We start from the raw sequence: 12,211 nt of genomic DNA, 5'->3' as shown, positions 1-12,211 counted from the left end.
GTGCCCATTGCCATGACTCACAATCCGTCCCATTCCGCTATCAATCCGCCGCCACCGCCTCCCAAGATTCCGGCTGCCGAGGCCCAACATCGGGTTATCAAAGCCTTTATCGAGGCGTGTGCGCTACAGCGTGGCGAGCAGCCGAGCATGCAACTGCTCCAGATCTGGCAGCCATTCGTCGATCTGGCCTTGCAGGAAGAAACTACCATCATCGAACTGGCCAAGTCGCTGCCGACCCTGTCGCCTGCCGGAGCCAGTTGGGCCAGCATCACCATTGGTTCGATTATCGAGTCATGCGGCGGCGCCGAGCGGACGGTCGGCGCATTGACCGACTTGCTGAAGAACTGGATCGCCCGCTTGCCGCAGTGGAATGCCGAGGCGGAAGAAGCGCCCGAACTGACGGCGGGTCAAGCGGAGATTGCGGCCTGTCTGTCCAGACTCTGTCAGGCGACCGTGGCCCATCTGGCCCGGGCCGAGGCGGTACGGCAGGAGTTGGCCCGCGACAGCGAGCTATGTCAGCGCTTGCGGGCGCTTGAGGTCTATGCCCACGGCACCCGCTGGGTCCATGAGGCGCTGATCCGGCAAAGCGGCAATCTGCTGGTGCTGATGCCGCAGGACAAGAAGGGGCTGCGTATCCGCTATCAGAACGTCGGCAACTGCTTCCATCTGTTTTCCCTGTTCCAGTGCACAGTCGGCACCAGCCTGCCTGGCGGCAGAGCGCCTGATCCGGCCATCACTGCCATCGCGCAGGGGGAATACTCGGACTGGGGTTCCGACGACGCCTGGTGGCATTACGGCAGCCCGACTGCGACCGAGCCCGATCTGCTGTCCTCGATCTGGGGGGAGGGGCCGGTGTCGCATATTCCGACGATCAAGGGCGAACCGGTGATGCTGCTCTGGCCCCCGATCTTCGCCCGCCGGAGTTGGGATACCACGTTCTACGGCCCACCGATCGAGGCCATGCCGCCGCGCGTGGTGATCGAGCAGGAACTGTCGGAGGCGGAATGTGTGCAGTGGTTGGCTGAGCTGGGCATACCTGCCGAGGCGGTCTAGCAGGCGCGCTGCATCGGATTGGGCGCCCGGGGGAAGTCGGGCCTGGGCGCTCTGAAGGAACGAGCTTTTCGGCTCATCAGCTTTTCTTGCGTGGTGCGCGCTGGCGTTGGCTGGCCATTTCAGCCTGTTCCATCTGGGCGATGGATGGGCGCTTGATGACAAACAGGTCGTCCAGTCCCGCCACCAGTCCCAGTGCTGGTACCACACGGATCAGGGTTTCCAGCGAACACATGGCCCTTATGTTCCAGTTTGCGCCGGGCATCCCAAGACCATCCGGCCATCTGGGCCAGCGCCAGGTGCCAGCGCTTTGAGGTTCGGACCCGCTGACGCCCAAGTGTCTGGAAATGCGCCAATCGTCTCCACAGGGCACCTTGCCCGCATCGGAGCGCTCGGTCAGCGCCTCAGGCGCTCGATGGACGACCTCTCTCGTCGGACGAGTTTTTCGTGAAAATAAAAAATAGCGAATATTCAGTGCCAGATAAGACGCTGAGAATTTCTTTTATTGAAAGAAATATGAAATTCCCAGCGCTACGTGGCCTTGGGGGCGAGGGCTTGTCCGGCGAGGTTGACTACTGCAATTCCTGCAGCAATTCCTTGACTCGGGCCGCCCGCAAGGCCGGGTCGGGCAACTGGGTCTCTACCTTCAGCCGGTCCTGGCCTGCCAGCTTGTAGTTGCGCTTGCTCTGGATCAGCTTGATGACCTTCATCGGGTCGATATTATTCTTGGCGGCAAACTGCACCACGATGGTCGAGTCGGAGGCGTCCAGCTTGGCGACGCCAAGCGGCCGGGCAAACAGGCGCAGGCGGTGGCAGTCGAGCAGGATCTTGGCCGGTGAGGGCAACAGGCCGAAGCGGTCGATCAGCTCTTGTTGCATCTCGTCGAGTTCCTCGGCGCTCTCGCAATTGGCCAGCCGTTTATAGAGCACCAGCCGCTCGTGCACATCGGGGCAGTAATCGTCGGGCAGGAGCGCCGGTGAGTGCAGATTGATTTCGGTGGCCACCCCAAGCGGCGCGTTGAGATCAGGCTCGATGCCCTTCTTGAGCGCCTTGACTGCCTCGTTCAACATGGCCGAATACAGCGCAAAGCCGATTTCCTGCATTTCGCCCGACTGCGAATCGCCGAGCACTTCGCCGGCGCCGCGGATTTCCAGATCGTGCATCGCCAGATAAAAGCCCGAGCCGAGTTCTTCCATGGTCTGGATCGCTTCGAGCCGCTTTTGCGCCGCCGGAGTCAGCGACTTCACATCGGGCACCAGCAGATAGGCATAGGCCTGATGGTGCGAGCGGCCGACCCGGCCGCGCATCTGGTGCAGTTGTGCCAGACCGAACTTGTCGGCCCGGTTCATGATGATGGTGTTGGCGTTCGGAATATCGATGCCGGTTTCGATAATGGTGGTGCACAGCAGCAGATTGAAGCGCTGCTGGTAGAAGTCGCGCATCACATGTTCAAGCTCGCGCTCGCGCATCTGGCCGTGCGCCACGCCGATACGGGCTTCGGGCAGCAGTTGGGCCAGTCTTTCGCGCATGTTCTCGATGGTCTCGACCTCGTTATGCAGGAAGAACACCTGGCCGCCGCGCTTGAGTTCGCGCAGCACCGCTTCGCGGATCACCCCATCGGACCAGCTGGCCACAAAGGTCTTGATGGCCAGGCGACGGCTGGGCGCAGTGGCGATCACCGAGAAATCGCGCAAGCCTTCGAGACTCATCGCCAGCGTGCGCGGAATCGGGGTGGCCGTCAGGGTCAGCACATCGACTTCGCTGCGCAGCGCCTTGAGCTGCTCTTTCTGCCGCACCCCGAAGCGGTGCTCCTCGTCGATGATCACCAGGCCCAGCCGGGCGAAATTGACCCCTTCCTGCACCAGCTTGTGGGTGCCGATCACGATATCGATCTGACCGTCGGCCAGCCCCTTGATGGCGGCGTCGGTTTCCTTCTTGGAGCGGAAGCGGCTGAATTCGGCGATCTTGACCGGCCAGTCGGCAAAGCGGTCGCTGAAGTTCTGAAAATGCTGCTCGGCCAGCAGGGTGGTGGGCACCAGCACCGCCACCTGCTTGCCGTCGGCCACCGCCACAAACGCCGCCCGCAGTGCCACTTCGGTCTTGCCAAAGCCGACATCGCCGCAGATCAGCCGGTCCATCGGCTGGCCCGAAGTCATATCGGCCACCACCGCTTCGATGGCAGCGGCCTGGTCGGGGGTCTCCTCGAAGCCGAAACCGGCGCAGAACGCTTCGTAGTCATGTGGCGTCAGCTTGAAGGCATAGCCCTGGCGAGCCGCGCGGCGGGCGTACAGATTGAGCAGTTCGGCGGCCGTATCGCGCACCTGCTCGGCGGCACGGCGCTTGGCCTTTTCCCAGTGGCCGCTGCCGAGTTTATGCAGCGGTGCCGCATCGGGCGCGCCGCCCGAATAACGTGAAATCAGATGGAGTTGCGCGACCGGCACATACAGCTTGTCGCCGCCTGAATATTCGATCAGCAGCATTTCGCTGGTGCCTTCGCCCAGGTCCATGCCGATCAGTCCCATATAGCGGCCGATACCGTGTTGTTCATGCACGACCGGGTCGCCGATCTTGAGTTCGGACAGATCGCGCAGCATGCCTTCGGGATTGCTGCGTTTCTGCCCCTTGCGACGCTGGCCCGGACCTGGGCTGCCATAGAGGTCGGCCTCGGTGACGATGGCCACCGAGGCGGTGTTGGCCACAAAACCGGCCATCAAGGGCGACACGCCGAGCAAGACCCGGCTGTCGCTGGCGGTGAATTCGGCCCAGTGCTCGATGGTCGGGGTCTTCAGGCCGTATTCGGCGAAATACTGGGCCAGGGTTTCGCGCCGGCCCAGGCTCTCTGCCAGCAGCAAGACCCGGCCTGGAAAGCCGTTGACGAAATCAGCCAGCCGGCTGATCGGATTGTCGGCCCGCCGATCGACCAGCAGCGAGGGCAGCGGAGCTGCCGCTTCACGCCAGGCGGTTTCCGCTGCGTCCTCGACGGCCGCTGCCTGCCGGCTCAGTTCGATGCGACGGTAGGGCTTGAGCAGACCGAACAGCCGATCGGTGGCCAGAAACAACTGCTCCGGCGGCAGGCAGGGCCGGTCACGGTCGCCCGCCAGCATGCGATAGCGCGAACGGGTGTCGGTCCAGAAGGCTTCGCATGCCAGCATCAGCTCGCCATGGCTGACCAGCAGCGCATCGGCCGGCAGATAGTCGAACAGCGTGGCGGTCTGGTCGAAGAACAAGGGCAGGTAGTATTCGACCCCGGGTGGAATCAGGCCGTTGGAAATATCCTTGTAAATCCGTGACTTGGTTGGGTCGCCCTCGAACACCTCACGAAAACGCGAACGGAATTTGGCGCGGCCGGCATCGTCGAGTGGGAATTCGCGCGCCGGCAGCAGGCGAATATCCTTGACCGGATAGACACTGCGCTGGGTGTCGGGGTCGAAAGTGCGGATGCTGTCGATCTCGTCGTCGAACAGATCGATCCGATAGGGAAGCGGCGAGCCCATCGGATACAGATCGATCAGGCCGCCCCGGATCGAGAATTCGCCTGGCCCGTACACCTGGGTGACATGGGTATAGCCGGCCATCGCCAGATCGGCCCGCAGCGCATCGAGGTCGAGCCGGTCTTTCTGTTTGAGGAAAAAGGTATAGGCCGCCAGATATTCGACCGGCGGCAAGGGCAGCAAGGCTGTCTGGGCCGGGATCAGCACCACATCGACCTGGTTCTGGCGGATTTGCCACAGGGTCGCCAGCCGCTCCGAAATCAGATCGTGGTGGGGTGAAAAGCTGTCGTAGGGCAGGGTTTCCCAGTCGGGCAGCAGGGCTACCCGCAGCTCGGGCCGGAAATAGGGCAGTTCTTCCTTGAGCCTTACCGCCGTCTGGGCATTGTCGGTCAGGATCACCGTCTGCTGGCCCGGTCGGGCCAGATCGGCCAGCAGGCTGGCATCGGCCGAGCCGGGCGGCAGAACGAGCCGGGTGCGTTGACCGGCGGGCGGCAGGGAAATGGCGGGCAGCAAGCGCATGGGACAGGGCAGACCGGAAACGGCGGAAGCCGGAATTATAAGTGAGCTTGTCGGGGGCGTCGCCCGTCGCGGCGGTGTGGGCGCTGCATTCATGCACACAGCTCGGCTTGGTTGACGAGCTGTGTCCAATATTGGGGTGATAAATCATATATTTTATATTTTTAACTGTATGACTTGCTGGTTCTTGTAAACGGATTGGCGTGATATTTTCCAGTAGTTATCCACTCCTAATGAACTCCCTTTTTCAGGCTGACTGAATCAGGCGTCCACCTATTCCAATTCCTCGACCAATCTTGCCGCCGCACAGGCACATGAGGGAGCGGCGGACCCGCCAATGCTCAACGCAGCGTTGCATAGCTTTGCTGACGCAATAGACGATCGGAGGAAATCTGACTGGGATCGAGCGGATGGGCAGAGAATCCGGTCAATTTGGCATGCTTGATCGCCAATACGAAATTCTCCGACAGCAGGATGGTATTGCAGCCATTGACCCGGCCAATATCAAAGCCGCGCAATTTATTGAGATCGTAAACGCAATGATGTGGCGAAGCGGTCTTGACCCCGTTGATATGGACAAACTGGGTATGACGTTCGTCGAGCACATCGACCTTGTTGAGGATATTGACCAGCCGGTAGCTGCGAATCCGGCCGCTATCGGTGACGATCAGGGTGTCGAGCAGCTCGACTTCATTGTCTGACAGCTCTTCAATAATCAGTTCAGCAAAAGTCGGACTGACTGCCAGACCGACCGTGGTGACGACCTGGTCATAGAGCAGAATATGTTCGCGACCGCGTTTATATCGAGTGGAGAATTCAATCGGACAGGCCAAATTGAGCCGCCGTTCGCTGGTAAAGCTCGATTTCCCCAGAAAACCCGGGCCTTCGAACTTCAAGGTGAGTCGCTCGGGATAATCGTCGCTGATGGACCAAGAATAGTATTGCATTTTCCTCTCCAATTCTGATTGCCGTGTTTATTTTTGAAGGTTTGGATTGCTAGCCCGGCGCTGGCGGGACAAATCGGCAAGGTGGCGGATCGCTGGTGTGCTGAGTGCCTGTCATGCCAACTTTTAATCCACCTCTGTCATGGTAGAAGAATTGCTGCCGATTGCAGCAGGAATTTCCGCTTGAGGTCGCGTGAAATGTTGGCTGAAATTGAACTACGATTTATTTCATTGCTTCTTGTTATGCTTATAAGGCGAGCCGACAGGTTTCTGTTTCATTCGGATGAATGACGGGTTGCCAAAATTTGTTGAAAATCGATGGGTTGGTGTCGGGATATGTCAAGTCCGTGACATCGAAGGGAAGGGGTTTTGTTGCTGAGGTATGAAGAATTGTTTCTGGAATAAAGTGGGCGGAAAATACCGGTGGATTTATTTTTGGCGGGATGATTTATTTGGAAGGGTTATGACTCATTTATTTTGAAAATAAAATCACTGCGCATTGTCAGTTCTGAAGAAGATCGTAAATTAAATATAAAATTTCCTGCTTCGACCTCCATCCACCCAACGCCTCAACTCTCCAGTATCTTCTGCGCCGCCATCCACTCGGTCAGCTGTTCTGGCGCCATCGGACGGCCGAAGTGGTAGCCCTGGGCTTCCTGGCAGCCCAGTTGTTGCAGGAATTCGACCTGTTCAAGCGTCTCCACCCCTTCGGCGATGATGGTCAGCGACAGGCTTTGCGCCAGGCTGACGATGGCGCGGCAGAGGGCGACATCGTCGTTGTCGTGGGGCAGGTCGCGTACAAAGGTCTGGTCGATCTTCAGGCGGTCGATGGCAAAGCGTTTGAGGTAGGACAGCGAGGAATAGCCGGTGCCGAAATCATCGACTGCCAACATGACGCCGTGCCGATGCAACCGTTTCAGCACCTCGATCACCCGCTCGGCATCCTGTAGCACTGCGCTTTCGGTCACCTCGACTTCCAGCAGTTCAGCCGGCAGCCGGCTGGCGGTCAGCGCCTGTTCGACCAGTTGCACCGGGTCATCGCGCAGAAACTGCAAGGCCGACATATTGACGGCCATCCGTAGCCGCAGCCCCTGGTCGAGCCAGTGCCGCGCCTGTTTGCAGGCTTCGAACATCACATAGCGGCCGATCTCGACGATCAGGCCCGATTCTTCGGCCACCGGGATAAAGCGGGCCGGTGAAATCAGGCCGTGTTCACGGTGGTGCCAGCGCAGCAGCGCCTCGACCCCGACCGGCCGGCCGTCGCTGAGCCGGACCTGCGGTTGGTAGACCAGATGCAGCTCTTGTTGCTCCAGCGCCCGGCGCAGGTCGTTTTCGAGCTGGAGCCGCTCGGTCACACTGGCGTTGATGTCAGGGGTGAAGAATTGGTAAAGGTTGCGGCCGCGTTCCTTGGCGCGGTAGAGCGCGGCGTCGGCGTATTTGATCAGTGCTTCGCGGTCGGTGGCATCAGCTGGGTAGAGGCTGATACCGATGCTGGCGGTAATCGTCAGCTCATTGCCTTCGATATGGTAGCGCTGCGCCACCGCCGTCAGCACTTTGGCCGCGACCTGGGCGGCATCGCTCGGTTGACGGATGCCAGGCAGTACCAGAACAAACTCGTCGCCGCCCAATCGGGCGATCGTGTCGCTGTCGCGCACGCAGTGGCTGAGCCGCTTGGCTACCTGACTCAGCAGGCTGTCGCCGACCGCGTGTCCGAGGGTGTCGTTGATGTATTTGAAGCGGTCGAGGTCAAGAAACATCACTGCCACCATATCGCCTTGGCGTTCGGCCATGGAGATGGTCTGCTCAAGCCGATTGGTCAGCAGCAACCGGTTGGGCAGGCCGGTCAGGGCGTCGTAATGGGCCAGCCGCTCGATATGGTCGCGTGCGGCCTTGCGCTCGGTAATGTCGTCGAAGATCGCCACATAGTGTTCCAGCTCACCCTGCTCGTTGCGCACGGCCGTGATGGTCAGCCATTCGGCGAACAGCTCACCGTTTTTGCGCCGGTTCCAGATCTCACCGCGCCATTGATCTTCCGCCAGCAGATGGCGCCACATTTCGCGGAAGAAATCCTTGTCCTGCCGGCCCGAATGCAGGATATGCGGCGTCTGCCCCACCACTTCCTCCAGTGAATAGCCGGTGATGCGGGTAAACATCGGGTTGACCCATTCGATCCGGCCATCGAGGTCGGTCACCATGATCGCTTCAAGGGCATGCTCGAAGATCTGATTGGCCAGCCGCAACCGGTCGGCCCGCTGATAGCTCGCCAGGGCAAAGCCAATATCGTCGGCCAGTTCATTGAGGAGATCGACCAGCTCGGCATCGAATAGCTGCGGCTGGTCGGCATAGAGCGCCAGTACCGCGACCAGCTTGCCGTCGCGCAGCAGCGGAAATGCGGCAATCGAGCGGACCTGGAAACGCTCGGCAAACGGGCGCCAGGCTTCCGCTTCGGGGTCGAGTGCCACATCGTTGCAGAGATAGTAGCGCCCGCTTTGCCGCACCCGCTCGACCGGGCCCGACAGACCGGCGCTATGGCCCGAAACGGTGGCGAGAATGGCGCGGGACAGGTCGGCGGCGCTGCTGTGTTGCAGATTGGGACGGCTTGGCTCGAAACCGCGCTCGACGTCGGCGATCCAGGCCAGCGCCAGCGCGGTCTGGCTGCCGATGGTCTCACAGACGATATTGAACAGCGCCGCAGGCGATTCGACCCGCAGAATGGCCTGATTGACCCGGCTCAGCAGCCGCAGCAGGGCGGCGGTGCGGGCGAGCCGGTCGGCGGTGCGCTGCTGTTCACTGATATCGCGGATCGCCAGCACGCTCTTGCCTGAGTCGTCGAGCCGGCAGCGCCGCAATTCGACCGGGAAGATCCCGCCATCGCCGCGCCGTTGCAGGGTTTCCACCGGCTGACCGTCAGCGGCATCGAGCGGCGGCTCGCCCACAAACAGCTCGGTGATCGGCTGGCCGCATAACTGCTGGCGCGACAGGCCGTAGAGGGTTTCGGCTCGTTCATTGACTTCCTGGATCCGGCCGTGCGCGTCGATCAGCAGCACTGCATCGTTGACATAGCGCGACAGAAAATCGCTCTGCCGCCGTGCGGCGGCCGCTTCGAGCCGTTCACGGTAGGCAGCGGCCAGATATTGCTGGCGCACGATCATATGGATCAGCCAGGCAAAGCACAGCGCCAGCACGCTCGCCAGCGCAAAGGCGGCAAACCCGATCCGGGCCTGTGGTCCTTCGAAGGAGGCGGCCGGAATCCGCGCCAGGATGGTCCAGCGATCGCTGCCGGTCCGTGCCATGGCATAAGCGGGGCTGCCGTGATGATCCAGGCCATGGAGCAGACCGAGCGGTGCCGGTTGTCGGGTAGCTTGCCAGCCGAGCTGTTGCGGGTCGCTGACCGGGTAGATGCCCTGGTGGTCGAACTGTAATGCCCGCTCATTGTCGCGATACCACAGGCTGAGCATGATCGGGAGACTGTCGGCCGGTTGCAGCGGGTCGAGCTGGAGCGGCAGCTCCTTGCGCTGCACCCGCCAGCGCAGCAGGCCAAGTAGCTGGTTATCGAGATTGTGCAGCGGCAGATACAGATCGATGCCCTGGTCGGACACTTCGATATGGATCTGGTCGTGACTGAGCCAATCGGGACGGCGGTTCAGCAGTCCGCTGACCTCTTCGCTGCGCTGCCCGGGCTGGACTGCGGCGGCGCTGTCGGCGACATGGCGACCCTGGGCATCGAACAGGGTGATGCGCTCGAAATCGTGCAGTGCGGCCATGCCGGTCAGTTGCAGCTTTGACAGGGCATCGTGCTGACCCGGCTGGCGCAGCAGACGACGGGCGCTGTCGCCCAGATTGCCAAGGTCGAGCAGGGTACGGGCGTCCTGGCTGCGTTCGAGCAGCCAGCGGCGGAAACTGTTGTCCTGCAAGGTGGCGGTGGTTTGCAGCGAACGCTCCACCTCGGCGCGCAGACTGTCGCTGAGCTGCTGACAGCTCAGCATGGCGCCGGCGTAGAGGGCGAGGGTGGTGAGCAGAAAGAGCACTTGCAGGCGGTAGAGCTGGCGGATCGGCCGGCTGTGCGCCGGGTCGGCCGGCGCCGGTGAGGTGCGCAACAGACTGTAGAGGGCGACGGCGGTAATGGCGATAAAGGCCCAGCCATAACGATGGCCGCCGGCCGGGCCGAAGACCAGATTGCCTAAGCCGGTCACTGCGCCGTAGGCCAGGCAGATCAGGCCGGCATAACGGCGGTTGATGGTCGGGACGGGCAATTCCTCCATGGTGGGCCAGCTACCTATTGTTGTGGGGGGCTCAAAACGGCTCTCCCCATTTATAGAGCCTGTTATGCGCCATGGCCTGTGGTTTCTACTAATCAAGCATGCGCTTGCTTGCGAAGGATGGCGTATTCTTAGCGTTATCGATGACCTGTCCGCTCCTGCAATGAACGACAAGCCCGCTTTGCATTTCTCGCATGCCAATAGTTTTCCGGCCGGCACCTATCGCAAGTTCCTGAGCCATTTCGCGCCGCATTACGACATCGGCTATATCGAGACGCTTGGCCACGATCCGCGTTATCCCGTGACCGACTGCTGGCCGCATCTGGTCGAGCAGACCGTCGACTTTATCGAGCAGCGCTATCAAGGCCCGGTCTTGGCCGTCGGGCATTCGCTGGGTGGCTTCCTGTCTTTTATGGCGGCTTTGCAACGGCCCGAGCTGTTCCGGGCGGTGGTGCTGCTCGATTCGCCGATCTTCGGCCGTCCCGTGTCCACTGCGCTGTGGCTGGGCAAGCGCTTTGGCTTTATCGAGCGGATGACGCCGGGGCAGGGTTCGCTGCGCCGGCGGCGCCACTGGCCCAGCATCGAAGCGGCGACGGCGCATTTCCAGGCCAAACATACCTTCGCCAGCTTCGATCCTGAATGCCTCAACGACTATGTCACCACCGGCACTGTGCCGTGCGAGGAAGGCGTGCGGCTCAAGTTCGAGCCTGAGGTCGAATACCGCATCTATTGCGGCCTGCCGCATTTCTTCCCGCGTCTGCGCGGCCGGCTCAAAGTGCCGACCGGCTTTATCGGCGGACGCAGTTCCGAATATGTGCGGCGCTCCGACATTGTTCATATGCGGCGCGATTTCGGGATCGAGCTGATGCGCATCGACGGCGGCCATCTGTTCCCCTTCGAGCGTCCGCAGGCGACGGCTGAGGCGGTTTATACGATGCTGGGGCGGCTCGGGGTGAAAGGCGCGGATATTTGATGATTCCGCTTATTATATTTTCTGTGTGAATAGGTCATGAAGGCTTGCACAGATTTTGCCAAAAACATTTATTTTGAAAGTTCCTGCCAAGGTGATTATTACCGCCTTGTCGGGTAACGGCTGGGTTGCGGTGCCAGAGGTATAGCGCTAGATTGCTGTACCAAAGTGCAACAATCACTGTTCCCCGTACAGGAGTCGTTACCATGCGCAGTCTAAAGTTTGCCTGTTTCCTGGCCCTTACCTGCGGCGTTGCCTTTGCGGCACCCGGCAAGGTCGATATGAAGAATCAGTGCGGTAACGGTACCCGCACCGTAACAGGCGGCTATGACGCTGACACCGGCGTGATGGATGTGACGATCAAGCTCGAAAACTGCCAGAAGGAAGGCGGCGTCCATAGCGGCACCACCACCCTGAAGGGCACCATGAAGCTCGATGGCACCAGCAAGACCAAGTACACGATGAATCTGACCGAGACCATCGATACCAAGGTGACGTACAAATTCCGGGGCCCGAGCGCCAAGCCCGAAGGTGAGGAAGACGGCGTGCTGGTACGTAAATGCACCATTACCCGGGTCGGCACCTACGAGACGCGCAGCGATATCTTCGATGGCAAGATCAGCCGCACCGACTGTACCCTCGAAGGCGCCGTGCGTGACCGGCTGGGGCTGGTGGAAGGTCTGCTGCGCCGGGCCACCACGCCTGAAGAACACTGAGCCATATCTTGTCGTGCCAAACCGGCCTGCGGGCCGGTTTTTCTTTGGCTGGGATAGGGCAGGGAGGGGGCTTGAGAGAGGCTGGATAGGGTGATTGTGGAGGCAGATGCGGAGGTGGGGCTGGGACCCGATCTTGTGAGAAATATATTTATATTCTCTTTACATAAGCTTCGATGTTTGCAGTATGTTTTCCTGAAATTTTCCTTTTGGTCCAACCTGTCCGTAATGCGCCGTATCCGGTCCTCATCGACACTCCAATGAAAAT

7 protein-coding genes are annotated in these 12,211 nt (G+C 60.6%); 3 read left to right on the top strand and 4 right to left on the bottom strand.

Annotation, left to right across the window (positions count from 1 at the left end; all coding sequences use genetic code 11):
• The first annotated feature begins 12 nt into the window (after positions 1–12).
• Complete coding sequence (locus ACFOW7_RS04485) at positions 13–1,053, top strand: hypothetical protein (protein WP_378161484.1); 1,041 nt, start codon at positions 13–15, stop codon at positions 1,051–1,053.
• Between the two features lie 76 nt (positions 1,054–1,129).
• On the opposite strand, the gene ACFOW7_RS04480 is transcribed toward ACFOW7_RS04485, so the two are convergent.
• The 4 genes from ACFOW7_RS04480 to ACFOW7_RS04465 form a co-directional block, all read right to left on the bottom strand.
• The gene (locus ACFOW7_RS04480) at positions 1,130–1,285 is read right to left on the bottom strand and encodes a hypothetical protein (protein WP_378161482.1); all 156 of its coding nucleotides are present in this window, start codon (positions 1,283–1,285) and stop codon (positions 1,130–1,132) included.
• A gap of 337 nt (positions 1,286–1,622) precedes the next feature.
• Entirely contained in the window at positions 1,623–5,060 is a 3,438-nt protein-coding gene (gene mfd, locus ACFOW7_RS04475) for a transcription-repair coupling factor (protein ID WP_378161480.1), read from the bottom strand.
• A gap of 338 nt (positions 5,061–5,398) precedes the next feature.
• A complete protein-coding gene (locus ACFOW7_RS04470; protein ID WP_378161478.1) occupies positions 5,399–6,004 on the bottom strand; it encodes a hypothetical protein in 606 nt (201 codons plus the stop codon).
• A gap of 566 nt (positions 6,005–6,570) precedes the next feature.
• Positions 6,571–10,263, bottom strand: coding sequence for a bifunctional diguanylate cyclase/phosphodiesterase (locus ACFOW7_RS04465; RefSeq protein ID WP_378161476.1), 3,693 nt, complete (start codon positions 10,261–10,263; stop codon positions 6,571–6,573).
• 160 nt (positions 10,264–10,423) lie between these two features.
• On the opposite strand from ACFOW7_RS04465, the gene ACFOW7_RS04460 reads away from it, so the two are divergent.
• Both ACFOW7_RS04460 and ACFOW7_RS04455 read left to right on the top strand, forming a co-directional pair.
• Positions 10,424–11,233 (top strand): alpha/beta fold hydrolase, encoded by an 810-nt coding sequence (locus ACFOW7_RS04460; protein WP_378161474.1) that lies wholly within the window; start codon positions 10,424–10,426, stop codon positions 11,231–11,233.
• 203 nt (positions 11,234–11,436) lie between these two features.
• A complete protein-coding gene (locus ACFOW7_RS04455; RefSeq protein WP_378161472.1) occupies positions 11,437–11,946 on the top strand; it encodes a hypothetical protein in 510 nt (169 codons plus the stop codon).
• Positions 11,947–12,211: the final 265 nt, after the last annotated feature.

Origin of the sequence: Chitinimonas lacunae (assembly GCF_042650885.1) — a bacterium.
Classification (GTDB): domain Bacteria; phylum Pseudomonadota; class Gammaproteobacteria; order Burkholderiales; family Chitinimonadaceae; genus Chitinimonas_A; species Chitinimonas_A lacunae.
Note: the sequence above shows the minus strand (reverse complement) of the source record. Positions and strands in the feature narration are given on the sequence as shown.

Bases quoted from the DNA above. Each gene is read 5' to 3' on its own strand.
- ACFOW7_RS04470 (WP_378161478.1), bottom strand. From the start codon at position 6,004: ATGCAATACTATTCTTGGTCCATCAGCGACGATTATCCCGAGCGACTC.
- ACFOW7_RS04465 (WP_378161476.1), bottom strand. From the start codon at position 10,263: ATGGAGGAATTGCCCGTCCCGACCATCAACCGCCGTTATGCCGGCCTG.
- mfd (WP_378161480.1), bottom strand. From the start codon at position 5,060: ATGCGCTTGCTGCCCGCCATTTCCCTGCCGCCCGCCGGTCAACGCACC.
- ACFOW7_RS04480 (WP_378161482.1), bottom strand. From the start codon at position 1,285: ATGTGTTCGCTGGAAACCCTGATCCGTGTGGTACCAGCACTGGGACTG.
- ACFOW7_RS04460 (WP_378161474.1), top strand. From the start codon at position 10,424: ATGAACGACAAGCCCGCTTTGCATTTCTCGCATGCCAATAGTTTTCCG.
- ACFOW7_RS04455 (WP_378161472.1), top strand. From the start codon at position 11,437: ATGCGCAGTCTAAAGTTTGCCTGTTTCCTGGCCCTTACCTGCGGCGTT.
- ACFOW7_RS04485 (WP_378161484.1), top strand. From the start codon at position 13: ATGACTCACAATCCGTCCCATTCCGCTATCAATCCGCCGCCACCGCCT.